We start from the raw sequence: 23081 nt of genomic DNA, 5'->3' as shown, positions 1-23081 counted from the left end.
CCGCTGACCAGTGGCTGAAACGCCTGGATGTAGAAGACGCCGCTATTCCAGCTTGGCGCAGCAAGCTGCTCGACCGCGAGCCAGCCTTGGACGCGTCGAACAGCCTGAGCGCCAGCCCGTGACGCGACTCAGCGCGCGTTGAACAGTGCCAGGCAGTTGTCGAGCATGCGGTTGGAGAAGCCCCATTCGTTGTCGTACCAGGCCAGCACCTTGAGCATGCGCCCGTTGGCGCGAGTGTGGTTGGCGTCGAAGATCGACGACAGCGGGTTGTGGTTGAAGTCGCACGACACCAGCGGCAGGTTGTTGTAACCCAGCACCCGCGAATGGCGACTGGCTTCCAGGAACAGCGCGTTGACGTCGTCGGCCGAGACCTCGCGCTTGAGGTTGACGGTCAGGTCCACCAGCGACACGTTGATCACCGGCACCCGCACGGCCATGCCGGTGAGCTTGCCTGCCAGCTCCGGCAGCACCAGGCCCACGGCCTCGGCGGCGCCGGTCTTGCTCGGAATCATCGATTGGGTGGCCGAGCGCGCGCGGTACGGATCGCTGTGGTAGACGTCGGTGAGTACCTGGTCGTTGGTGTAGGCGTGGATAGTGGTCATCAAGCCCTGTTCGATGCCGAACTCACGCTGCAGCACCTGGGCGATCGGCGCCAGGCAGTTGGTGGTGCACGACGCGTTGGAGATGATCTGGTGCGAGGCGCGCAGCACGTCGTGGTTGACGCCATACACCACGGTGGCATCCACGCCCTTGGCCGGTGCCGAGATGATGACCTTGCCGGCGCCGGCGCTCAGGTGCGCAGCGGCTTTTTCGCGTTCGGTGAACAGCCCCGTGCATTCGAACACGACGTCGATGGCTTCGGCTTTCCAGGGCAGTTCGGCAGGGTTGCGGATGGCGCTCACGCTGATGCGGTCGCCGTTGACCGTGATGCTTTCGTGGTCGGCCTCGACACTGGCGTCGAAGGTGCCGTGAACGCTGTCGTACTTGAGCAGGTGGGCGTTCATGGCGCTGTCGCCCAGGTCGTTGATGGCGACGACCTGCAGGTCCTGACGGTAGCCTTGGGTATAGAGTGCGCGAAGGACGTTGCGTCCGATGCGGCCGAATCCGTTGATCGCGATGCGAAGGGTCATGGCATTACCTCTGGCAGTTCGGGTGAAGCTTGTGGCACAAAGACGCGACAGCCTCACTGAAACGGTTTTGTTATAGGAATTACAAGATTATTCACTCCCTGATAGAAAACAAGCATTTTTAGTGGCAATATTTTTGTAAATCTACAACGAGTGATCGAGCCGGGCGTCCCGGCGAGCCTTTCGCCCCTGCCTTGAGCCTAGGTGGCAATGGCCGCCAGCGCCGAAATCGGTTCAGATCGCCCTTACCCTAGCCTGGAGTTCAGTACATGCATCCGCGCATCCTCGAGGTCACCGCCCGGCTGACCGAACGCAGCCGTGCCACCCGTGAACGCTACCTTCAGCTCATTCGCGGCGCGGCCAGCGAAGGACCGATGCGCGCCAGCCTGCAATGCGCCAACTTCGCCCACGGCGTGGCCGGCTGCGGCAGCCAGGACAAGCAGAGTCTGAAGATGATGAACGCGGCCAACGTCGCCATCGTCTCGGCCTACAACGACATGCTCTCGGCGCACCAGCCCTACCAGCATTTCCCTGAACAGATCAAACAGGCCCTGCGCGAGATCGGCTCGGTCGGTCAGTTCGCCGGTGGCGTGCCGGCCATGTGCGACGGCGTCACCCAGGGCGAGCCAGGCATGGAGCTGGCGATCGCCAGCCGCGAAGTGATCGCCATGTCCACGGCCATCGCCCTTTCCCACAACATGTTCGATGCCGCGCTGATGCTTGGCATCTGCGACAAGATCGTGCCTGGGCTGATGATGGGCGCGCTGCGCTTCGGTCACCTGCCGACCGTCTTCGTGCCAGGCGGGCCGATGCCCTCGGGCATTTCCAACAAGGAAAAGGCCGACGTGCGCCAGCGCTACGCCGAGGGCAAGGCCAGCCGCGAAGAACTGCTGGAATCGGAGATGAAGTCCTACCACAGTCCCGGCACCTGCACCTTCTACGGCACCGCCAACACCAACCAACTGGTCATGGAGGTGATGGGCCTGCACCTGCCGGGCGCCTCGTTCGTGAACCCCTACACGCCGCTGCGCGATGCCCTCACCGCCGAGGCGGCGCAGCAGGTCACGCGCATGACCAAGGCCAGCGGCAACTTCATGCCCTTGGGCGAAATCGTCGACGAGAAGGCGCTGGTCAATTCCATCGTCGCGCTGCATGCCACCGGGGGGTCGACCAACCACACCCTGCACATTCCAGCCATCGCCCAGGCCGCGGGTATCCAGCTCACCTGGCAGGACATGGCCGACCTGTCCGAGGTGGTGCCGACCCTGTCGCACGTGTACCCCAACGGCAAGGCCGATATCAATCACTTCCAGGCGGCCGGCGGCATGAGCTTGCTGATCCGCGAGTTGCTCGATGCCGGGCTGCTGCACGAGGACGTCAATACCGTGGCCGGACATGGTCTGCGTCGCTACACCCAGGAGCCGTTCCTGGAGGACGGCAAGCTGGTCTGGCGCGAGGGTCCGTTGCAGAGTCTGGATGAAAGCATCCTGCGCCCGGTGGCACGGCCGTTCTCGGCCGAGGGCGGGCTGCGGGTCATGGAGGGCAACCTTGGCCGTGGCGTGATGAAAGTCTCCGCCGTTGCCCCGGAGCACCAGGTGGTCGAAGCCCCCGCGCGCATTTTCCACGATCAGCAGTCGCTGGCCGATGCCTTCAAGGCGGGCGAACTGGAGCGTGATTTCGTCGCCGTGGTGCGCTTCCAGGGCCCGCGTTGCAACGGCATGCCCGAGCTGCACAAGCTCACGCCGTTCCTCGGGGTGTTGCAGGACCGTGGCTACAAGGTCGCGCTGGTCACCGACGGGCGCATGTCCGGCGCCTCGGGCAAGATCCCGGCAGCGATCCACGTGTGCCCGGAAGCCTTTGATGGCGGCCCGCTGGCAAAGGTGCGCGACGGTGATATCGTGCGCGTCGACGGTGTCGAAGGTACGCTGCAACTGATGGTGTCGGCCGAAGAACTGGCCGGGCGCGATCAGCCTGAAGCACCCCAGGGCAACGACCTGGGCTGCGGCCGCGAGCTGTTCGGCTTCATGCGCATGGCATTCAGCCCGGCAGAGCAGGGCGCCAGCGCCTTTACCTCGGCTTTGGAGCGATTCAAATGAAGGCCTTGCTGGTCGGCGACATTGGTGGGACCAACGCACGCTTTGCCCTGTGGCGCGACAACGACCTGCACGCGGTGCAGGTGTTGGCCACGGCGGATTATTCCAGCCCCGAGCAGGCCATCGAGGCCTATCTGCACGAGCAGGGCATCGCCCGTGGCGGCGTGTCGGATGTCTGCCTGTCGGTGGCCGGGCCGGTGGACGGCGACGACTTTCGCTTCACCAACAACCATTGGCGGCTGAACCGCACGACGTTCTGCAACACCCTGCAGGTCCAGCGCCTGCTGCTGCTCAACGACTTTTCCGCCATGGCCCTGGGCATGACCCGGCTCAAGCCGGGCGAGTTCGTCGAGGTGTGTCCGGGTCAGGCCGATCAGGCGCGTCCGGCGCTCATCATCGGACCGGGCACTGGCCTGGGGGTGGGCACCTTGCTCAACCTGAACAAGCACTGGATGGCGTTGCCAGGCGAGGGCGGCCACGTCGACCTGCCGGTGGGCAACGCCCGTGAGGCGGCGATCCACCAGCACATCCAGGGTCAGATCGGTCACGTCAGTGCCGAAACCGTGCTCAGCGGTGGCGGACTGGTGCGCCTGTACCAGGCGATCTGCGCGCTGGACGGCGCCGTGGCGCAGCACAAGACCCCGGCGCAGATCACCGAGGCGGCACTGGGCGGCGAGCCGCGTGCGCTGGCGGTGATCGAGCAGTTTTCGCGCTTCCTCGGCCGGGTGGCGGGCAACAATGTGCTGACACTCGGCGCGCGGGGCGGCGTGTACATCGTCGGCGGCGTGATCCCGCGCTTCGTCGAGCTGTTCCTGCGCAGCGGCTTCGCCACCAGTTTCGCCGACAAAGGCTGCATGAGCGGCTACTTCCCCGGCGTACCGGTGTGGCTGGTGACAGCCGAGTTCTCGGGGCTTCTCGGCGCCGGCGTCGCGTTGCAGCAGGTGCTCGCCCACTGATGCCGTGAACCCCATCGCGCGGGGCGGTCCTTGGCGGCGCAACACCGCACGGACTTGCCCCGCGCCCGCCTCAGCGCTTATACAATGCCCCCAGCAGGCACCAAGACCTGCCCCCACCAAAGGGATTCCATTGTGAGCACTGCCGGTAAGACCATCCTCATGGTCGACGACGACCAGGATATTCGCGAGCTGTTGCAAACCTACCTCAGCCGCTGCGGCTTGCAGGTTCAGGCCGAACCCGACGGACAGGGTTTTCGCCGCGCCCTGGAAGCCGGGAACTACGACCTGCTGATCCTCGACGTGATGCTGCCCGACGAAGACGGCTTCAGCCTGTGCCGTTGGGTGCGTCAGCATCCACGCCAGTCGCGGGTGCCGATCATCATGCTGACCGCCAGTTCCGATGAGGCCGACCGCATCATCGGCCTGGAGCTCGGCGCCGACGACTACCTGGGCAAGCCGTTCAGCCCGCGCGAGCTGCAAGCGCGGATCAAGGCCTTGCTGCGCCGCTGCGACTTCACCACGGCGAGCCCCGCCAGCGCAGTGCTGGCCTTCGACGACTGGCGCCTGGACACGGTCAGCCACCGGCTGTTCCACCGAGACGGCGAGGAGGTGATTCTCTCCGGTGCCGACTTCGCCCTGCTCAAGCTGTTTCTCGATCATCCCCAGCAGATCCTCGACCGCGACACCATCGGCAATGCCACCCGTGGCCGTGAACCGATGCCCTTGGACCGCATCGTCGACATGGCGGTGAGCCGCCTGCGCCAACGGCTGCGCGACACCGACAAACCGCCTCGGCTGATCCGCACCGTGCGCGGCAGTGGCTACCTGCTCGCGGCGAATGTCTGCTGTGCCGGCTGAACAGGGCGTCGAGCGCCGCTGGCGCCTGCTGCCGCGCTCGTTGCTGGGGCGCATGCTGCTGCTCACCTTGCTGGTGGTGCTGATCGCCCAAGGCCTGTCGAGCCTGATCTGGCTGGCCCAACTGCGCGCCAGCCAGGTACAGGGGCTGCGCGCCAGCGCCAGCAGCCTGGCCCATTCCATGAGCGCCAGCGTTAGCTATTTTCGCTCCTTGCCGGTGGCCTACCGGCCGATGGTGCTCGATCAACTGCGCAGCATGGGCGGCACGCGTTTCTTCGTTTCGCTCAACGACAAACCGCTGGACATGTCGGTGCTGCCCGTCACCTCGCGCAAGCAGGCGGTGATCGAAGTGGTGAGTGAGGTGCTGCATGAGCGCCTGGGCCAGGGCATGGAAATCTCCGTCGAATTCGTCAGCCCCGATGACCTGCGCATCTTCAACAGCGGTCTGAAGCTCGATGAGCTGCCGCGCTCCTGGGCGCACTACGCCTTGACCCTGGAACCGCTGAATCCACCGGTGCTGGTGACCCAGATCCGCCTCGACGAGGGCGAGTGGCTGTACATCGCTTCGTTGCTGCCCGAGCCCTACACGGGGCTCGAACCTCAGGGCCTGCCGCGTCAGCAGATCGGTTTCATCGTCCTGACCACCGCCTTGCTGCTGCTGTTCATCGGCTTGCTGGTGCACTGGCAGAGCCTGCCGCTCAAGCGCCTGGCACGTACCGCCCGGGAGATGTCGCTGGGCGCCGACGTGCCGCCGGTGGCCGAGGCGGGCGGCAGCGAAGTAGTGGAAGTGGGGCGGGCGTTCAATGCCATGCGCGAGCGCATCAGCCGTTACCTGACCGAACGCTCGCAGTTGTTCAGCGCCATCTCCCACGACCTGCGTACGCCGATCACCCGCCTGCGCCTGCGTGTCGAGCTGCTCGAGGACGAGGCGTTGCAGGCCAAGTTCAGCCGTGACCTCGACGAGCTGGAGCTGCTGGTCAAGGGGGCGCTGCAGTGCGTCAAGGACACCGACATTCACGAGAACATCGAGCCGGTCGACCTCAACCAGGTGCTGGAGATTCTTGCCGAACCCTACCTGCGCGACGGACGCATCACCGTCGAGGGAAAAGTGCTGGCGCCCTATCAGGGCAAGCCACTGGCGCTGCGCCGCTGCATCGGCAACCTCATCGACAACGCCATCAAGTACGGCGAGCGCGCGCACTTGCGGATCATCGACGGCCCAGAGGCTTTCGTGTTGCAGGTCGACGACCAGGGCCCCGGCGTGCCGGAACAGCGCCTGGAACAGGTATTCGAACCGCACTTTCGCCTGGCGGCGCAGCAGCAGGGCTATGGCCTGGGCCTGGGCATCGCCCGCAACATCGCCCACAGCCACGGCGGCGAGGTGAGCCTGCTGAACCTGCGCGAAGGCGGGCTGCGGGTGACGCTGTGCCTGCCGCGGCTGATGGAGTGAGCTGAGAGGGGCGAGGCGCGGATGTCACGACCTGGTGACATTCGCGCGGGCCTTCGTGACATGCTCGCGCAGAGGGCTGGCTAGAATCCGCTGACGACAGGCATCCGGCCTGTCCCTGGCAAGGACCACGCCGCTGATGGACAGCCTCGATTTTCCCACCGGCCGCTGGCTCGATTCGCCGGCCCACCAGGCTTGGCTGCTGGGCGAAGGCCAGCGGCTGGTCAGCTTCGCCAAGGCCTCGCGCCTGCCCGGTGGCTTCGCCGGCCTCGATGCCCGCGGTGCGCTGCCCGACGCAGCGATGGCCGACACCCTGAACACCACCCGCATGATCCACTGCTTCGCCATGGCCCACGTGCAGGGCATTCCCGGCTGCCTGCCGCTGGTCGCCCACGGCGTGGCCGAGTTGCTCGATGGCCCGCTGCGCGATGCGCGCCATGACGGCTGGTACATCGATGCGCGGGAGCAGGGCGAGCGCAGCAAGACCGCCTACCTGCACGCCTTCGTCGCCTTGGCCGCCAGTTCGGCGGTGGTGGCCGGTGCTGCCGGTGCCCGGCCCTTGCTGGACGATGCCATCGCGGTGATCGAGGCGCACTTCTGGCGCGAGGACGAGGGCGCACTGTGCGAATCCTTCGCCGAGGACTGGTCGCAGGCCGAGGCGTATCGGGGCGCCAACAGCAACATGCACGCCACCGAAGCGTTTCTCGCCCTGGCCGATGTCACCGGCCAGACCCGCTGGCTGGATCGCGCCCTGCGCATCGCCGAGCGGCTGATCCAGCATCACGCCGCGGCTCACGACTTCGTGGTGGTCGAGCACTTCGATGCCCACTGGCAGCCGCTGCCGGACTACAACCACGACAATCCCGCCGACGGCTTCCGTCCCTTCGGCAGCACGCCGGGCCATGCCTTCGAATGGGCACGCCTGCTGCTGCACCTGGAGGCATCGCGCCAGCGCGCCGGGCTGCAAGTGCCCGCCTGGCTGTGCGAGGCTGCCCGGTCACTGTTCGCCGGGGCCTGCCGCCACGCCTGGAACGTCGATGGTGCGCCAGGGCTGGTCTACACCCTCGACTGGCACAATCGCCCGGTGGTGCGCGCGCGTCTGCATTGGGTGCACGCCGAAGCCTGCGCCACCGCCGCCGCGCTGCTGCGCCGTACCGGACAAACCGACTATGAGCAGTGGTATCGCCGCTTCTGGGACTTCATCGCGATGCATTTCATCGATCTGGTCCACGGTAGCTGGCACCATGAGCTGGATCCGCAGAACCGCCCTGGCGCAAGCATCTGGGGCGGAAAACCGGACCTGTACCATGCCTATCAGGCCGTGCTGCTGCCGCGCCTGGCCCTGGCGCCAAGTCTGACTACAGCCCTGGCCCAGGCGAATGTCACCAAACGATGACATTCAGGCATCGCTTCGTTACCTGACGGGGCGGCCTCGCTCTCTAGAATCGATGCAACGCAAGCGCCAGTCTTGCCCTGCATAACAAGAAGAAAGGTACTCCAATGAATTCCAAGCTCTGTCTCGCCGCCGCTATTTCCCTCGCCTCGCTTCTGCCGCTCAGTGCCCAGGCCGCCGACTCCAAAGGGAGTGTGGAGGTGGTTCACTGGTGGACGTCGGGCGGTGAAAAAGCCGCCGTCGATGTCCTCAAGGCCCAGGTCGAGCAGGACGGTTTCACCTGGAAGGACGGCGCGGTCGCCGGTGGCGGTGGTGCCACGGCCATGACCGTGCTCAAGAGCCGCGCCGTGGCCGGCAATCCACCCGGCGTCGCCCAGATCAAAGGCCCCGACATCCAGGAATGGGCGTCTACGGGGCTGCTCGACACCGACGTGCTCAAGGATGTCGCCAAGGACGAAAAGTGGGACAGCCTGCTCGACAAGAAGGTTGCCGACACCGTCAAGTACGACGGTGACTACGTGGCCGTTCCGGTCAACATCCACCGCATCAACTGGCTGTGGATCAACCCTGAAGTGTTCAAGAAGGCCGGCATCGAACAGCCGCCCAAGACCCTCGAAGAGTTCTACGCCGCCGCCGACAAGCTCAAGGCCGCAGGCTTCATTCCCCTGGCCCATGGTGGCCAGCCGTGGCAGGACAGCACCGTATTCGAGACCGTCGTGTTCGCCGTGATGGGCGCGGATGGCTACAAGAAGGCGATGGTCGACCTCGACGAGAAGACCCTCACCGGCCCTGAGATGATCAAGGCGCTCACCGAACTCAAGAAAGTCGCCAGCTACATGGACCCGGACGGCAAGGGCCAGGACTGGAACCTGGAAGCGGCCAAGGTCATCAACGGCAAGGCCGGCATGCAGATGATGGGTGATTGGGCCAAAAGCGAGTGGACCCTGGCCAAGAAGGTCGCGGGCAAGGACTACCAGTGCGTGCCCTTCCCCGGTACCGGCAAGGGTTTCCTGTACAACATCGACTCGCTGGCGGTGTTCAAGCAGAAAGACAAAGGCACCGCCGAGGGCCAGAAAGACATCGCGCGCAAGGTGCTGGGCGAGGACTTCCAGAAGACCTTCAGCATCAACAAGGGCTCGATCCCCGTGCGTAACGACATGCTCGAGCACATGGACACGTTCGGCTTCGACAGTTGCGCGCAGACCGCTGCCAAGGACTTCCTGGCCGATGCCAAGTCCGGTGGACTGCAGCCGAGCATGGCGCACAACATGGCGACCACGCTCGCCGTGCAGGGCGCCTTCTTCGATGTCATCACCAACTACATGAACGACCCGAAAGCCGAGCCGGCCGACGCGGCGAAGAAGCTGGCGGCAGCGATCAAGTCTGCCCAATAGCTGAGGCTGTGCAGGGGCGGCCAATCGCCGCGCCTGCAGCGTGTGTGCTTTCTTCCATCGGGGTATCCCTTCCATGACCACGACCACCGCCCGCCTGCGGGCCTCACCCCTGGACGCGTTGCAGCGCTGGCTACCCAAGCTGGTGCTGGCGCCGAGCATGTTCATCGTGCTGGTGGGTTTCTACGGCTACATCCTGTGGACCTTCGTTCTCTCGTTCACCACCTCGACCTTCCTGCCCACCTACAAATGGGCGGGCCTGGCCCAGTACATGCGGCTGTTCGACAACGACCGCTGGTGGGTGGCGAGCAAGAACCTGCTGGTGTTCGGTGGCCTGTTCATCGGCGTCACCCTGGTGATCGGTGTGCTGCTGGCGGTATTTCTCGACCAGCGCATCCGCCGCGAGGGCATGATCCGCACCATCTATCTGTATCCCATGGCGCTGTCGATGATCGTCACCGGCACCGCTTGGAAATGGCTGCTCAACCCAGGCATGGGCCTGGACAAGCTGCTGCGCGACTGGGGCTGGGACGGTTTCCGCTTCGACTGGCTGATCGACCCTGACCGAGTGGTGTACTGCCTGGTGATCGCTGCCGTGTGGCAAGCGTCGGGCTTCATCATGGCGATGTTTCTCGCCGGCCTGCGCGGCGTCGACCCCTCGATCATCCGCGCCGCGCAGATCGACGGCGCGAGCCTGCCGCGCATCTATTGGTCCGTGGTGCTGCCGAGTCTGCGCCCGGTGTTCTTCAGCTCGCTGATGATCCTCTCGCACATCGCCATCAAGAGTTTCGACCTGGTGGCGGCCATGACCGCTGGCGGTCCGGGCTACTCCTCCGACCTGCCGGCGATGTTCATGTACTCGTTCACCTTCAGCCGTGGGCAGATGGGCATGGGCTCGGCCAGCGCGATCCTGATGCTCGGGGCGATCCTCGCGATCCTCGTGCCTTACCTGTATTCCGAGCTGCGGAGCAAACGCCATGACTGACGTCGTCGCCAAACCCGGCCTGAGCGTGGGGCGCGTGGCCATCCACGCGGTGTTGCTGGTGGCCGTGCTGCTGTACCTGGTGCCGCTGGTGGTCATGCTGTTGACCAGCTTCAAGACCCCGGAAGACATCAGCACCGGCAACCTGTTGAGCTGGCCGCAGATGTTCACGGCCATCGGCTGGACCAAGGCCTGGGCCACGGTCAACGGCTATTTTCTCAACTCGATCCTGATCACCGTGCCGGCCGTGCTGATTTCCACCACCATCGGCGCGCTGAACGGCTACGTGCTGTCGATGTGGCGCTTTCGCGGCTCGCAGCTGTTCTTCGGTCTGCTGCTGTTCGGCTGCTTCCTGCCGTTCCAGACCGTGCTGCTGCCAGCCTCGTTCACCCTCGGCAAGCTGGGCCTGGCCAGCACCACGTCAGGTCTGGTGCTGGTGCATGTGGTCTACGGCCTGGCCTTCACCACACTGTTCTTCCGCAACTACTACGTGAGCATTCCCGAGGCGCTGGTCAAGGCGGCGCGCCTGGATGGTGCCGGGTTCTTCACCATCTTCCGGCGCATCATCCTGCCGATGTCGACGCCGATCATCATGGTCTGCCTGATCTGGCAGTTCACCCAGATCTGGAACGATTTCCTGTTCGGCGTGGTGTTCTCCAGCGGCGACTCGCAGCCGATCACCGTGGCCTTGAACAATCTGGTCAACACCAGCACCGGCGCCAAGGAATACAACGTCGACATGGCCGCCGCGATGATCGCCGCGCTGCCGACGCTGTTGGTCTACGTGGTGGCGGGCAAGTATTTCGTGCGCGGCCTGACCGCCGGCGCAGTCAAGGGGTAAGTCATGGCAACGCTCGAACTTCGCAATGTAAACAAGACCTACGGCAGCGGCCTGCCAGATACCCTCAAGGACATCCAGTTGGCCATCGGCGACGGAGAGTTCCTGATCCTGGTCGGCCCTTCCGGCTGCGGCAAGTCGACGCTGATGAACTGCATCGCCGGGCTCGAGCAGATCACCGGCGGTGCGATCCTGATCGATGGCGAGGACGTCAGTGGCATGAGCCCCAAGGACCGGGACATCGCCATGGTGTTTCAGTCCTATGCGCTGTACCCGACCATGAGCGTGCGCGAGAACATCGAGTTCGGCCTGAAGATTCGCAAGATGCCCCAGGCCGCCATCGACGAAGAGGTGGCGCGGGTGGCCAAGCTGCTGCAGATCGAGCACCTGCTCACGCGCAAGCCGAGCCAGCTCTCCGGTGGTCAGCAGCAACGCGTGGCCATGGGCCGGGCGCTGGCGCGGCGACCGAAGATCTACCTGTTCGACGAGCCGCTGTCCAACCTCGACGCCAAGCTGCGGGTCGAGATGCGCACCGAAATGAAACTGATGCACCAGCGCCTGAAGACCACCACGGTGTACGTGACCCACGACCAGATCGAGGCCATGACCCTGGGCGACAAGGTGGCGGTGATGAAGGACGGCATCATCCAGCAGTTCGGCACCCCGCAGCAGATCTACAACGATCCGGCGAACCTGTTCGTCGCCAGTTTCATCGGTTCGCCGCCGATGAACTTCATTCCGGTGCATCTGAGCCGCCAGGACGGTCGCTTATTCGCCCAGCTCGACAGCGGCCAGGCCCGCTGCGAACTGCCGTTGGGCGTGCACGGCGATGGGCTGGAAGGACGCGAGGTGATTCTCGGCGTACGACCTGAACAGATCGCCTTGGGCGCCTCCGAGGGCAATGGCCTGCCGGCCGTGCGCGCCGAGGTGCAGGTACTCGAGCCCACCGGCCCGGACCTGCTGGTGTTCGTCACCCTCAACCAGACCAAGGTTTGCTGCCGACTGGCGCCGGATGTCGCCTGCCGTGTCGGTGACAGCCTCAACCTGCAGTTCGACCCGGCGCGGGTCCTGCTGTTCGACGCAGCCACCGGCGAGCGCCTGGATCTGCCGGCGACCGACGCGACGATCAAGGAAAACGTCGCGCGTTTCAAAGGCCGCTGAAGTACACCCCCATCGATAACAAGAAAAGAGGAACCAACGGATGGAACATCGCAAACGTATCAAGGCTCTGGGATCGCTGACCCTGCTTGCCCTGTTCGGCAGCACCGGCGCGCACGCCGCCGAGGCGTTTTCCAGCGACTCGAAATGGATGACCGGCGACTGGGGCGGCACGCGCACCGAGTTGCTGGAAAAAGGCTATGACTTCAGCGTGGACTATGTCGGCGAGGTGGCCGGCAATCTGCGCGGTGGCTACAACCACGACAAGACCGCGCGCTACAGCGACCAGTTCGCCCTCGGCGCGCACCTGGACCTGCAGAAGATCCTGGGATGGCACGACGCCGAGTTCAAGCTGGCGATCACCGAGCGCAGCGGGCGCAACCTGTCCAACGACCGCATCAGCGATCCACGCGCCGGGCAGTTCAGCTCGGTGCAGGAAGTCTGGGGCCGTGGCCAGACCTGGCGCCTGACCCAGATGTGGGTCAAGCAGAAGTACTTCGACGGTGCGCTGGACGTCAAATTCGGCCGCTACGGTCCGGGCGAGGACTTCAACAGCTTCCCCTGCGACTTCCAGAATTTGGCGTTCTGCGGCTCGCAGGTGGGCAACTGGGTGGGCGGCATCTGGTACAACTGGCCGGTGAGCCAGTGGGCGCTGCGCGTGAAGTACAACATTACCCCGGAGTTCTTCGTTCAGGTCGGCGCCTTCGAGCAGAACCCTTCGAACCTGGAAACCGGCAACGGCTTCAAGCTCAGCGGCAGTGGCACCAAGGGCGCGATCCTGCCGGTGGAGATGGTCTGGTCGCCAAAGGTCAACGGCCTGCCGGGCGAGTACCGCCTGGGCTACTACTACAGCACCGCCGACGCCACCGACGTGTACAAGGACATCAATGGCAACCCGCAGGGTATCTCGGGCACCGACTTCAAGTCGCATTCCAGCAAGCATGGCTGGTGGGTGGTGGCCCAGCAGCAGGTCACCGCGCACAACGGCGACGCCAGTCGCGGCCTGAATCTGTTCGCCAACTTCACCGTGCACGACAAGGCCACCAACGTGGTCGACAACTACCAGCAAGTGGGCATGGTCTACAAAGGCGCCTTCGATGCACGGCCCAAGGATGACATCGGCTTCGGCATCGCCCGCATTCATGTCAACGACGATGTGAAGAAGCGCGCCGAGCAGATCAATGCCTTCAACGGCATCGACGACTATGACAACCCGGCCTTCCTGCCGCTGCAGCGCACCGAGTACAACGCTGAGTTGTACTACGGCTTCCACGTCACCAACTGGCTGACCGTGCGCCCGAACCTGCAGTACATCAAGCGTCCGGGCGGTGTGGACGAAGTCGACAACGCGCTGGTCGCCGGCCTGAAGATTCAGTCGTCATTCTGAGACCGATTGTTGTAAATTTACGCCATCGCCTCTCACCCCGACATCCACTGCCTGGCAGTGGATGTTTTTTCCAGGGCTGAGATAGCGCTGTCTCAACAACAAGAGTGTCCATGAAATGTCCGAACATCCGCTCCAGCGCTTCTTCACTTCGCAACGGCCGAGACCGGTTTTCGAGTGGGAGCGTCACCAGCAGCGCGATGTCCTGATCATCGATCATCCTCGCTGCCAGGCGGTGTTCAGTCGCCAGGGGGCGCAGCTGTTGCACTTCCAGCCGACCGGTGAAAAGCCGTGGTTGTGGTGCGCCGAGCAGTGGCCGCAGGTGGGTGCGATTCGGGGTGGGGTACCGGTGTGCTGGCCGTGGTATGGCCGTCATCCCAGCGAGGACTTGTGGCCGGCCCACGGCTGGGGCCGGCTGCTGGACTGGAAGCTGCTGGATAGTTGCGAGGACGAGCAGGGGGTGAGTCTCACCTGGCGCCTGGACTTGTGCGACTGGCAGGTGGACCTGCATGCGCGGCTGGGTGCGAGCATGGAGCTGCGCTTGAGCACCGAGCACCAGGACAGCCAGCCGTGCCAGTTGAGCCATGCGCTGCTGGCGTTCTGGCGCATCAGCGACGTGTCGCAGATCGCCTTGTCGGGTCTCGAGGACATCGACGGCTATGACCGGCTCAACCGCCAGGCCTGCCGCGAAGAAGGCGCGCTGACCCTCAACGGGGGCTGCCAGAAGGTGTATCCGGGCACGCCGAAGGTGCAGTTGCACGACCCGGCCTGGGAGCGCGAGTTGTACATCGACACCAGCGACAGCGACGACACCGTGGTCTGGCATCCCGGCAATCGGCCGCTGATGGGGGTTAGCGGTCGCGAGAGCCAGGGTTTCGTCTGCGTCGAGGCCGCCAGCGGCAGCGCCGAGGGGCTGAGACTGGCGCCCGGGCAGCGCGCGCAGTTGACGCTGCAGGCCCATCGGCTCAGTTGAGCTCGTTGTCCTCGGCGGGGTAGCGGCTGGCGTTGAGGCTTTCCTTGATCTTGCGCAGGTGCGGCTGGAAGTCCGAGCCCCGGCGCAGGGTCATGCCGGTGGCCAGGACGTCGAGCACGGTCAGCTGGATGATGCGTGAAGTCATGGGCATGTAGATGTCGGTGTCTTCCGGCAGCGGCAAGTGCAGGCTCAGGCTGCAAGTGCTGGCCAGCGGCGAACCGGCGGCGGTGATGCCCAGCACCGAGGCGCCGTTTTCCCGAGCCTGGCGGGCTACTTCCACCAGTTCGCGGGTGCGTCCGGTGTAGGAGATGATCACGAACAGGTCACCGGTGTGCGCGACCGATGCCAGCATGCGCTGCATCAGCACATCGGGGTGGGCCGACACGGCCAGGTTGAAGCGGAAGAATTTGTGCTGCGCGTCCATGGCCACCGGGGCCGAGGCGCCGAGGCCGAAGAAGTGGATCTGGCGCGCCTGGATCATCATGTCCACGGCGCGGCTGACCTGCTGCGGATCGATCTGCTGGCACGCGCTGTCGAGCGAGGCGATGGCGCTGGCGAAGATCTTCTGGGTGTAGGCGGCCGGGTCGTCGTCGGCTTCCACCGCGCGGCTCACGTAAGCCGCGCCGCTGGCCAGGCTTTGTGCCAGTTGCAGCTTGAGTTCGGGATAGCCGCTGACGCCGAAGGAGCGGCAGAAGCGGTTGACGGTCGGTTCGCTGACCTTGGCCGCTTGGGCCAGGGCGGCGATGCTGAAGCGCGTGGCCTGCTGCGGGTTGAGGAGGATGACCTCGGCGACTTTGCGTTCGGCCTTGTTCAGCTCGTCGAGGCGTCCCTGGATCTGCTCCAGGAGGTTTCGCACACGGTCCATGGGTTGTCCTTGGGTCGGAAACGCGGCCGGCTACGGGAACTGCCGGCATGTTGCAGGGTTGTCTATCGTACTGAGGGTGGGTGTGTCATACCACACGTCTGTACCACTTAGGGGTAATGTTGTTGTTTTTACTACATCCTTCTTGAAAAGTACGCCTGAAAACGGTATTCCTACGTCCACTTTAATAAAAGAACCAACATCATGGCGGCCATTAGCGTAGAACCTTGCACTTTCGCCCTATTCGGCGCCCTCGGCGACCTGGCGTTGCGCAAGCTGTTTCCTGCCCTCTATCAGCTCGACCGCGCCGGCCTGCTGCACGCCGACACGCGCCTGTTGGCCTTGGCCCGTGAGCCGGGCAGCGCCGACGATCATCTGGCGACCATCGAAGCCCAGTTGCGGCGCTTCGTGCCAGATGCCGATATCGACCCCCAGACCTTGCAGCGCTTCATCGCGCGCCTGAGTTACCTGCACCTGGATTTCGTCCAGGCCGAGGGCTATACCGCGCTGGCCGAGCAGGCCGGCGAGGGCCTGCCGCTGATCGCCTATTTCGCCACGGCGGCAGCGGTGTATGGCGCCATCTGCGAAAACCTCGACAAGGTCGGTTTGGCCGAGCGCACCCGCGTGGTGCTGGAAAAACCCATCGGTCATGACCTTGAGTCCTCGCGTCGGGTCAACGACGCCGTGGCGCGCTTCTTCCCCGAGAGCCGGGTCTATCGCATCGACCATTACCTGGGCAAGGAGACGGTCCAGAACCTGATCGCCCTGCGTTTTGCCAACAGTCTGTTCGAAACCCAGTGGAACCAGAACTCCATCTCCCACGTGGAGATCACCGTCGCCGAGAAAGTCGGTATCGAAGGTCGCTGGGGCTACTTCGACAAGGCTGGCCAATTGCGCGACATGATCCAGAATCACCTGTTGCAGCTGCTGTGCCTGATCGCCATGGACCCGCCCAGCGACCTGTCGGCCGACAGCATCCGCGACGAGAAGGTCAAGGTGCTCAAGGCGCTGGCGCCGATCACCGGCGACGGGCTGAGCACCCGGGTCGTGCGCGGCCAGTACATTGCCGGCTACAGCGACGGCAAGCCGGTGCCCGGTTACCTGGAAGAAGACAATGCCAATGCCCAGAGCGACACCGAAACCTTCGTCGCCCTGCGTGCCGATATCCGCAACTGGCGCTGGTCCGGCGTGCCGTTCTATCTGCGTACCGGCAAGCGCATGCCGCAGAAACTGTCGCAGATCGTCATCCACTTCAAGGAAACCCCGCACTACATCTTCGCTCCGGAGCAGCGTCTGCAGATCGGCAACAAGCTGATCATCCGCCTGCAACCGGACGAAGGCATCTCGCTGCGGGTGATGACCAAGGAGCAGGGGCTGGACAAGGGCATGCACCTGCGCAGTGGCCCACTTCAACTGAATTTTTCCGACACCTGGCGCAGCGCGCGGATTCCGGATGCCTACGAGCGTTTGTTGCTCGAAGTGATGCGCGGCAACCAGAACCTGTTCGTGCGCAAGGACGAGATCGAGTACGCCTGGACCTGGTGCGACCAGTTGATCGCCGGCTGGAAGAACGCTGGCGATGCGCCCAAGCCTTATGCGGCAGGGTCCTGGGGCCCGATGAGCTCGATTGCACTGATCACTCGCGATGGGAGAGCCTGGTATGGCGATATCTGAACTGCGACTGCCGAGCAACGTGAAGGTCCATGAACTGGCCGACAGCAAGCGGCTGGCGGCGGCGTTGGCCGCCGATGTGGCCGAGTGGCTGTCTTCGGCCGTGGCCGCCAAGGGCCAGGCGTGCCTGGTGGTGTCCGGTGGGCGCAGCCCTGTGGCATTCCTGGAGCAGCTTTCCAGCGCCTCGCTGGATTGGTCAAAGGTCACGGTATCGCTGGCCGACGAGCGCTGGGTGCCGGTCGAGCATGCCGACAGCAACGCCGGGCTGCTGGCCCGTCACTTGTTCAAGGGCGCGGCGGCCAAGGCTCGTTTCCTCGGTCTTTACCAGCGCGGCGACAACCTTGAGGCCGCAGCAGAGGCGGCGGACCAAGCACTGGCCGAGTTGCCGCCCATCGACGTGCTGATCCTGGGCATGGGCGATGATGGCCATACCGCTTCGCTGTTCCCGGACAGTCCGCACCTGGCCGAGGGCCTGGACCCTGGCGCCAGCCGTCGCTGCCTGCCGATGCTGGCGCCAAGCGTGCCGCACCAGCGCCTGTCGATGACCCGCGCGCTGCTGTCCAGCGCCGCCTTCACTGCCTTGTCGGTGCAAGGCCCGGGTAAGCTCGCCGCCCTACGCGCTGCATTGGCCGCCAATGATGCCGCGCAGATGCCGATTCGCGCCTTTCTTCACGACCCCCTGGACATCTACTGGTGCCCATGAGCCAAGGATCCACTGTCATGACCACCCTTGAACGCCCCCAACCGCTGCGCTCGATGGCCGAAAAAGCCGCCCGCATCGACCAGATCTGCGCCCAGGCGCGCATCCTGCCGGTGATCACCATCGCCCGCGAGCAGGACATCCTGCCGTTGGCCGACGCGCTGGCCGCCGGTGGCATTCGCACCTTGGAGGTGACCTTGCGCTCCGAGCACGGCTTGAAGGCCATCCGCGTACTGCGCGAACAGCGCCCCGAGCTGTGCATCGGCGCTGGCACCGTGCTCGACCCGGCGATGTTCGCCGCCGTCGAAGTCGCGGGCGCGCAGTTCGTGGTGACGCCGGGCATCACGGCTGAGGTGCTCGAGGCCGGTGTTCGCAGCGACATCCCGCTGCTGCCAGGCATCAGCACGCCATCGGAAATCATGGCCGGTTACGCGCTGGGCTATCGCCGCTTCAAACTGTTCCCGGCAGAAGTAGTCGGTGGCGTCGCCGCGATCAAGGCCTATGGCGGCCCGTTCGGCGACATCCGTTTTTGCCCTACCGGCGGCGTCAATCCGGCCAATGCCCGCAGCTACATGGCCTTGCCGAACGTGATGTGCGTTGGCGGCACCTGGATGCTCGACAGCAGTTGGGTCAAGAGCGGCGACTGGGCGCGGATCGAGGCGTGCAGCGCCGAGGCCATGGCGTTGCTGGGCTGATACGAATTTCGTTGTGTGCTGTACGGCTTGTGGGGCGCTTGGTCGGCGCCCCTTTTTTTGCCTGTGATTCGACGATCAGGCGACCTTGAATTGCGAGACCAGCCGTTGTCGTGCTCAGACCTGTGACGCCAGTTTCTGCTGGGGGAGGCGGTCTGCTGCGCACGAGCGACTGTCCTGCGCACAACAAAAAGCCCGCGTCTTGCGAGGCGGGCTCTGCGGGTAGAGCGCTGGCAATCAGGCCGCTTTGGCAGACTGCTGGCTCAGCGAGCGGTTCAGGGCGCTGAACAGGGCCTTGAAGCTGGCCGTGGTGATGTTCTCGTCGATACCCACGCCATGCACCGGACGACCGCCGGCCACGCGCAGTTCGATGTAGGCTGCGGCCTTGGCGTTGGTGCCAGCACCGATGGCGTGCTCGTTGTAGTCCATGATCTCGACCGCGACCGGCAGGCCGGCGACCAAGGCTTCCAGGGCGCCGTTGCCCTTGCCGCGCCAGTGCAGGGTGGTTTCGCCTTCACCGGCCACCTCCACTTCCACGGCGCTGCTGCCGTTCTCTTCCTGCAGGCGATGGCTGACCAGCGCGTAGGGTGCGTTGGCTTGCAGGTACTCTTTGTGCAGCAGGCTGTAGATCTGCTGAGCGGTCATTTCCAGGCCCAGGCGATCGGTCTCGCCTTGCACCACTTGGCTGAATTCGATCTGCATGCGACGCGGCAGGCTGATGCCGTATTCCTGCTCCAGCAGGTAGGTGATGCCGCCTTTGCCGGACTGGCTGTTGACGCGGATCACCGCCTCGTAGCTGCGGCCGATGTCGGCCGGGTCGATCGGCAGGTACGGCACTTCCCACAATTCACCGTCCTTCTGCTGGGTGAAGCCCTTGCGGATGGCGTCCTGGTGAGAGCCGGAGAAGGCGGTGTGCACGAGGTCGCCCACATACGGATGACGTGGGTGCACGGGCAGTTGGTTGCACTCTTCGACGACCTTGCGCACGCCGTCGATGTCGGAGAAGTCCAGTTGCGGGTCGATGCCCTGGGTGTACAGGTTCAGCGCCAGGGTGACCAAGTCGACGTTGCCGGTGCGCTCGCCGTTGCCGAACAGGCAGCCTTCGGCGCGGTCGGCGCCGGCCATCAAGCCCAGCTCGGTGGCGGCGATGCCGGTGCCACGGTCGTTATGGGTGTGCAGGCTGATGATGACGCTGTCGCGACGGTTGACGTGGCGGCAGAACCATTCGATCTGGTCGGCGTAGACGTTCGGCGTGGCCACTTCGACGGTGGCTGGCAGGTTGAGGATGATCTTGTGTTCCGGCGTCGGGTTCCACACCTCGATCACCGCATCGCACACTTCCTTGGCGAACGCCATTTCAGTGGCGCTGAAGGTTTCCGGGGAATACTGGAAGGTCCACTGGGTGTCTGGCTGCTGTGCGGCGTACTTGACGAACAGCTTGGCGGCATTCACTGCGATGTCCTTCACGCCTTGCTTGTCCTGGTTGAAGACGATGCGGCGGAATGACGGACAAGTGGCGTTATACAGGTGAACAATGGCTTTCTTGGCCCCGCGCAGGGACTCGAAGGTACGTGCGATCAGGTCTTCGCGGGCCTGGGTGAGCACCTGGATGGTGGTGTCGTCGGGGATGTGGCCATCTTCGATCAGGGTGCGCACGAAGTCGAAATCGGTCTGCGAGGCCGAGGGGAAGGCCGCTTCGATTTCTTTCACACCGACCTGCACCAAGGTCTTCCAGAAGCGCAGCTTCTTTTCCGCATCCATCGGTTCGATCAGCGACTGGTTGCCGTCACGCAGGTCGGAGCTGCACCAGATTGGCGCCTGGGTGAGGGTTTGCGAAGGCCAGGTGCGGTCGGGCAGGTCGATGGTGGGGAAGGCGCGGTACTTCTTGGAAGGGTCTTTGAGCATGGTCATTGGAGCAATCCTTTAAATGTGCGGCCTGATCGGGCCTGCCAAGCGGTGACGAGATGACGCGGCGGGGCGATGCGGTTTAGCCAGGTAGTCGTGCACTGACCAGGCAAAGGCTGCGGTGTTGGCGGAGCAGAATGAGGGTGTTGGCGGTTTTCATGCCCTCAACCCTAACCAGTGGCATGGGGGTTGGCAAGCGGCGGGAAAAAATTGAGAGAAATGCTTAAATAAAGCCTTTCGGCGAGATTAAATAGCTGAATTCTAATAAAGAGTTTTTAATTGTTGCGCGGTATTTTTGGATGGCGCAACTCGGTTTTGTTGAGCGGGCGGCCTTTCGTGGATTCACCTGCGAACGGCCGCCACTGCACTCAAGGCTGAAACGCACCGATGAAAATCGCCGGGTCCACCCGCGCATCGTTCAGGCTGACGTTCCAATGCATGTGCGGCCCGGTGGCCCGTCCTGTAGAGCCCACCCGCCCGACGACGTCGCCACGGCGCACTACCTGCCCCGGCTGCACGTCCACCTTGGACATGTGACAGAACATGCTGATGAAGCCCTGGCCATGGTCGACGAACACCGTGCGGCCATTGAAGAAATAATCGCCCACCAGAATCACCTTGCCGTTGGCTGGGGTCTTGATCGGCGTGCCGGCGGGCACGGCGAAGTCCAGACCCGCGTGAGGATTGCGCTCCTCGCCGTTGAAGAAGCGGCGCACACCAAATTTGCTCGACAGGGGACCATTGACTGGCTTGTCGAGGATCAGGTTGCTGGGCACGCCTGGGCTGAAGCTGCGGTACGCCTTGATCTGTTCGGCCAATTCGCGGTCGATGCGCTTGAGGTCGTCCGGCTCAGGATTGACCTGGCGCGTGTTCTTCAGGGTGATGCGTTGCTCTGGGTACTTCTTGCTGCCGACGCTGAAGGGCAAGGTGCGCGTGCCCTGGGTAAGGCTGGCAGGACCGGGCTTCTGGGTGAGAGGGAGGCCGACGATGGCCAGCCAGCGGTCTTGCTCTTTGACCACCAGCACCGGCTTGCCCTCGAAGCGAGCGCTCGGGGCGCTGGCGGCAGGGCCCAGATCGACCACCGCAACGCCGCCAGGCACGGGTTTGTTCAAGGTGCGGGTGATGTAGCTGGCCTGGGCCGTAGCGGTCAGCAGCAGGGCGCAAAGGGCGAGCAGGGGGGCGAGCAGACGGGGCATGTGTCAGTCCAGAAGCGAGAGGGTGACCGGGGTCTGATGGTTGTCTTCGACCCGCACCTGCAACTCGCCCTGATCCAGGCGTGCGGTCAGGCGTTGGCCGTTGTGAGTCTGGGCAGCGCTGCGGATCGCTTGGCCACGGTCGTCGAGCAGGATGCTGTAGCCGCGCGCCAGGGTGGCCAGGGGGCTGACGATCTGCAACGTTTGCAACTGCGCCTGGAAGCGCTGGCGACGGTCACGAAGCACTGCCTGCATGGCCCTGGGCAAACGTTCGCCCAGGCTGTCCAGGCGCTGTCCCAGCAGGGCCAGGGTGCGCCCGGGATGCTGCGCGGCCAGGCGCGTGTCGAGACGGCCCAGGCGCTGCTGGCGCTGGTTCAGGTCGAGCATGAAGGCGCGGCGCAGGCGCATGTCCAGGTCGTCTAGGCGCTGGGCCTGCTGGCGCAGTCGCTCGCGTGGATGGCGCAGGCGTCGGGCCAGGCCGTCGAGGCGCAGACGGTCGTGGCTCAAGCGGGCATTCATGCGCAACAGCAGACGGCGTTGCAGGCTGTCCAGGCGTTGCAGCAGACCGCTGCTGTCGGGCGCCAGCAATTCGGCGGCCGCCGAGGGCGTGGGGGCCCGCACATCGGCGACGAAGTCGCTGATCGACACATCGGTCTCATGCCCCACCGCGCTGACGATCGGCGTGACGCAGGCCGCGATGGCGCGCGCCACCGGTTCTTCGTTGAAGCACCACAAGTCTTCCAGCGAGCCACCGCCACGGGCCAGAATCAGCGCGTCGAAGCCAAGGCTGTCGGCCCGCTGCAGCGCGCGCACGATCTGCCCGACGGCTTCGCGCCCCTGCACCGCCGTGGGAATCAGGTTGAGTTCCACCTGCGGTGCGCGGCGAGCGAAGACGCTGATGATGTCGCGGATCACCGCGCCGGTGGGCGAGGTGACGATGCCGATGCGCCGCGGATGCGCCGGCAGCGGCTGTTTGCGCTCGGCGGCGAACAGGCCCTGTTCGCCCAGTTTTTCCTTCAGGGCTTCGAAGGCCAGGCGCAGGGCGCCATCGCCGGCCGGCTCGACGCTGTCGACGATCAACTGGTAGTCGCCACGGCCCTCGAACAGCGACACCTTGCCGCGTACCTTCACCGCCAGACCGTCACGCAGGGCCTGGCGAACCCGCGCAGCGTTCTGCCGGAACAGCGCGCAGCGCACCTGGGCACCACTGTCTTTCAGGGTGAAGTAGAGGTGGCCGGAGGCTGGGCGGGCGAGGTTGGATATCTCGCCTTCCACCCAGACACTGCGGAACACGTCCTCGAGCAGCACGCGGGCGCGCCCGTTGAGCTGGGTGACGGTGAGGACCTCGCGGTCCAGGCCGAGTCGTTCGAAAGGGTCTCTGATCATGGCGGGCATCATAAAGGACAACGCTTGCGATTGTCTGTGTCCGCCCCTCGGGTGGCAGCGAGGGATACGCAGGGG

Annotated in this window: 19 protein-coding genes and 1 pseudogene; 15 read left to right on the top strand and 5 right to left on the bottom strand. The window is 64.6% G+C overall.

Annotation, left to right across the window (positions count from 1 at the left end; translation table 11 throughout):
• A pseudogene (locus tag Q7C30_RS08895) lies at positions 1–122 on the top strand (DUF3396 domain-containing protein); the annotation flags it as partial.
• 6 nt (positions 123–128) lie between these two features.
• On the opposite strand, the gene gap reads toward Q7C30_RS08895, so the two are convergent.
• On the bottom strand, positions 129–1130 hold the full coding sequence (gene gap, locus Q7C30_RS08890) for a type I glyceraldehyde-3-phosphate dehydrogenase (protein ID WP_029613373.1): 1002 nt from the start codon (positions 1128–1130) through the stop codon (positions 129–131).
• 266 nt (positions 1131–1396) lie between these two features.
• Between gap and edd the strand changes: the two genes are divergently transcribed.
• The 11 genes from edd to Q7C30_RS08835 all read left to right on the top strand — a co-directional run bounded on the left by edd (position 1397) and on the right by Q7C30_RS08835 (position 14597).
• Positions 1397–3223: a phosphogluconate dehydratase gene (edd, locus tag Q7C30_RS08885; protein WP_039575691.1), complete on the top strand. Its 1827-nt coding sequence runs from the start codon at positions 1397–1399 to the stop codon at positions 3221–3223.
• On the top strand, positions 3220–4176 hold the full coding sequence (locus Q7C30_RS08880) for a glucokinase (RefSeq protein WP_317871293.1): 957 nt from the start codon (positions 3220–3222) through the stop codon (positions 4174–4176). The genes edd and Q7C30_RS08880 overlap by 4 nt, the downstream gene beginning before the upstream one ends.
• A 132-nt stretch (positions 4177–4308) precedes the next feature.
• Positions 4309–5034 (top strand): response regulator transcription factor, encoded by a 726-nt coding sequence (locus Q7C30_RS08875; RefSeq protein ID WP_029613372.1) that lies wholly within the window; start codon positions 4309–4311, stop codon positions 5032–5034.
• The gene (locus Q7C30_RS08870; RefSeq protein WP_039575696.1) at positions 5015–6481 is read left to right on the top strand and encodes an ATP-binding protein; all 1467 of its coding nucleotides are present in this window, start codon (positions 5015–5017) and stop codon (positions 6479–6481) included. Before Q7C30_RS08875 ends, Q7C30_RS08870 begins: the two co-directional genes overlap by 20 nt.
• Before the next feature lie 136 nt (positions 6482–6617).
• Positions 6618–7874 (top strand): AGE family epimerase/isomerase, encoded by a 1257-nt coding sequence (locus Q7C30_RS08865; protein WP_317871292.1) that lies wholly within the window; start codon positions 6618–6620, stop codon positions 7872–7874.
• Positions 7875–7978: 104 nt separating this feature from the next.
• Positions 7979–9265, top strand: coding sequence for an ABC transporter substrate-binding protein (locus Q7C30_RS08860; RefSeq protein ID WP_317871291.1), 1287 nt, complete (start codon positions 7979–7981; stop codon positions 9263–9265).
• 73 nt (positions 9266–9338) lie between these two features.
• Entirely contained in the window at positions 9339–10247 is a 909-nt protein-coding gene (locus tag Q7C30_RS08855; RefSeq protein WP_029613368.1) for a sugar ABC transporter permease, read from the top strand.
• Complete coding sequence (locus Q7C30_RS08850; protein WP_317871290.1) at positions 10240–11085, top strand: carbohydrate ABC transporter permease; 846 nt, start codon at positions 10240–10242, stop codon at positions 11083–11085. The genes Q7C30_RS08855 and Q7C30_RS08850 overlap by 8 nt, the downstream gene beginning before the upstream one ends.
• A gap of 3 nt (positions 11086–11088) precedes the next feature.
• Positions 11089–12243 (top strand): sn-glycerol-3-phosphate ABC transporter ATP-binding protein UgpC, encoded by a 1155-nt coding sequence (gene ugpC, locus Q7C30_RS08845; RefSeq protein ID WP_317871289.1) that lies wholly within the window; start codon positions 11089–11091, stop codon positions 12241–12243.
• 40 nt (positions 12244–12283) lie between these two features.
• Positions 12284–13627 carry a carbohydrate porin gene (locus Q7C30_RS08840; protein ID WP_039575705.1) on the top strand — a complete coding sequence of 448 codons (1344 nt, stop codon included), beginning with the start codon at positions 12284–12286 and terminating at the stop codon, positions 13625–13627.
• A gap of 115 nt (positions 13628–13742) precedes the next feature.
• Positions 13743–14597: a D-hexose-6-phosphate mutarotase gene (locus Q7C30_RS08835; RefSeq protein WP_116887646.1), complete on the top strand. Its 855-nt coding sequence runs from the start codon at positions 13743–13745 to the stop codon at positions 14595–14597.
• Here the strand turns inward: Q7C30_RS08835 and hexR are convergent.
• Positions 14590–15453, bottom strand: coding sequence for a DNA-binding transcriptional regulator HexR (gene hexR / locus Q7C30_RS08830; protein WP_317871297.1), 864 nt, complete (start codon positions 15451–15453; stop codon positions 14590–14592). The two genes, Q7C30_RS08835 and hexR, sit on opposite strands and share 8 nt — an antisense overlap.
• A gap of 210 nt (positions 15454–15663) precedes the next feature.
• Here hexR and zwf point away from each other — a divergent pair, with 210 nt between their 5' ends.
• The 3 genes from zwf to Q7C30_RS08815 are packed head-to-tail and all read left to right on the top strand — an operon-like array spanning position 15664 to position 18525.
• Complete coding sequence (gene zwf, locus Q7C30_RS08825; RefSeq protein WP_029613366.1) at positions 15664–17133, top strand: glucose-6-phosphate dehydrogenase; 1470 nt, start codon at positions 15664–15666, stop codon at positions 17131–17133.
• The gene (pgl, locus tag Q7C30_RS08820) at positions 17120–17833 is read left to right on the top strand and encodes a 6-phosphogluconolactonase (protein ID WP_317871288.1); all 714 of its coding nucleotides are present in this window, start codon (positions 17120–17122) and stop codon (positions 17831–17833) included. Before zwf ends, pgl begins: the two co-directional genes overlap by 14 nt.
• A 17-nt stretch (positions 17834–17850) precedes the next feature.
• The gene (locus Q7C30_RS08815) at positions 17851–18525 is read left to right on the top strand and encodes a bifunctional 4-hydroxy-2-oxoglutarate aldolase/2-dehydro-3-deoxy-phosphogluconate aldolase (protein ID WP_317871287.1); all 675 of its coding nucleotides are present in this window, start codon (positions 17851–17853) and stop codon (positions 18523–18525) included.
• 234 nt (positions 18526–18759) lie between these two features.
• Here the strand turns inward: Q7C30_RS08815 and leuA are convergent, their stop codons facing one another.
• From leuA to xseA, 3 genes are all read right to left on the bottom strand, one after another.
• Positions 18760–20433 (bottom strand): 2-isopropylmalate synthase, encoded by a 1674-nt coding sequence (gene leuA, locus Q7C30_RS08810; protein WP_029613363.1) that lies wholly within the window; start codon positions 20431–20433, stop codon positions 18760–18762.
• Between the two features lie 362 nt (positions 20434–20795).
• Complete coding sequence (locus tag Q7C30_RS08805; protein WP_317871286.1) at positions 20796–21623, bottom strand: peptidoglycan DD-metalloendopeptidase family protein; 828 nt, start codon at positions 21621–21623, stop codon at positions 20796–20798.
• A 3-nt stretch (positions 21624–21626) separates the two neighbouring features.
• On the bottom strand, positions 21627–23006 hold the full coding sequence (gene xseA / locus Q7C30_RS08800) for an exodeoxyribonuclease VII large subunit (protein WP_039583057.1): 1380 nt from the start codon (positions 23004–23006) through the stop codon (positions 21627–21629).
• Between the last annotated feature and the right edge of the window lie 75 nt (positions 23007–23081).

The sequence above is a fragment of the Pseudomonas sp. RAC1 genome, assembly GCF_030658255.1.
Classification (GTDB): Bacteria; Pseudomonadota; Gammaproteobacteria; order Pseudomonadales; family Pseudomonadaceae; genus Aquipseudomonas; species Aquipseudomonas boreofloridensis.
The sequence above is the reverse complement of the archived record's forward strand: the minus strand, read 5'-3'. Positions and strand labels throughout refer to the sequence as shown.

Bases quoted from the DNA above. Each gene is read 5' to 3' on its own strand.
- gap (WP_029613373.1), bottom strand. From the start codon at position 1,130: ATGACCCTTCGCATCGCGATCAACGGATTCGGCCGCATCGGACGCAAC.
- edd (WP_039575691.1), top strand. From the start codon at position 1,397: ATGCATCCGCGCATCCTCGAGGTCACCGCCCGGCTGACCGAACGCAGC.
- Q7C30_RS08880 (WP_317871293.1), top strand. From the start codon at position 3,220: ATGAAGGCCTTGCTGGTCGGCGACATTGGTGGGACCAACGCACGCTTT.
- Q7C30_RS08870 (WP_039575696.1), top strand. From the start codon at position 5,015: ATGTCTGCTGTGCCGGCTGAACAGGGCGTCGAGCGCCGCTGGCGCCTG.
- Q7C30_RS08865 (WP_317871292.1), top strand. From the start codon at position 6,618: ATGGACAGCCTCGATTTTCCCACCGGCCGCTGGCTCGATTCGCCGGCC.
- Q7C30_RS08860 (WP_317871291.1), top strand. From the start codon at position 7,979: ATGAATTCCAAGCTCTGTCTCGCCGCCGCTATTTCCCTCGCCTCGCTT.
- Q7C30_RS08855 (WP_029613368.1), top strand. From the start codon at position 9,339: ATGACCACGACCACCGCCCGCCTGCGGGCCTCACCCCTGGACGCGTTG.
- Q7C30_RS08850 (WP_317871290.1), top strand. From the start codon at position 10,240: ATGACTGACGTCGTCGCCAAACCCGGCCTGAGCGTGGGGCGCGTGGCC.
- ugpC (WP_317871289.1), top strand. From the start codon at position 11,089: ATGGCAACGCTCGAACTTCGCAATGTAAACAAGACCTACGGCAGCGGC.
- Q7C30_RS08840 (WP_039575705.1), top strand. From the start codon at position 12,284: ATGGAACATCGCAAACGTATCAAGGCTCTGGGATCGCTGACCCTGCTT.
- Q7C30_RS08835 (WP_116887646.1), top strand. From the start codon at position 13,743: ATGTCCGAACATCCGCTCCAGCGCTTCTTCACTTCGCAACGGCCGAGA.
- zwf (WP_029613366.1), top strand. From the start codon at position 15,664: ATGGCGGCCATTAGCGTAGAACCTTGCACTTTCGCCCTATTCGGCGCC.
- pgl (WP_317871288.1), top strand. From the start codon at position 17,120: ATGGCGATATCTGAACTGCGACTGCCGAGCAACGTGAAGGTCCATGAA.
- Q7C30_RS08815 (WP_317871287.1), top strand. From the start codon at position 17,851: ATGACCACCCTTGAACGCCCCCAACCGCTGCGCTCGATGGCCGAAAAA.
- leuA (WP_029613363.1), bottom strand. From the start codon at position 20,433: ATGACCATGCTCAAAGACCCTTCCAAGAAGTACCGCGCCTTCCCCACC.
- Q7C30_RS08805 (WP_317871286.1), bottom strand. From the start codon at position 21,623: ATGCCCCGTCTGCTCGCCCCCCTGCTCGCCCTTTGCGCCCTGCTGCTG.
- xseA (WP_039583057.1), bottom strand. From the start codon at position 23,006: ATGATCAGAGACCCTTTCGAACGACTCGGCCTGGACCGCGAGGTCCTC.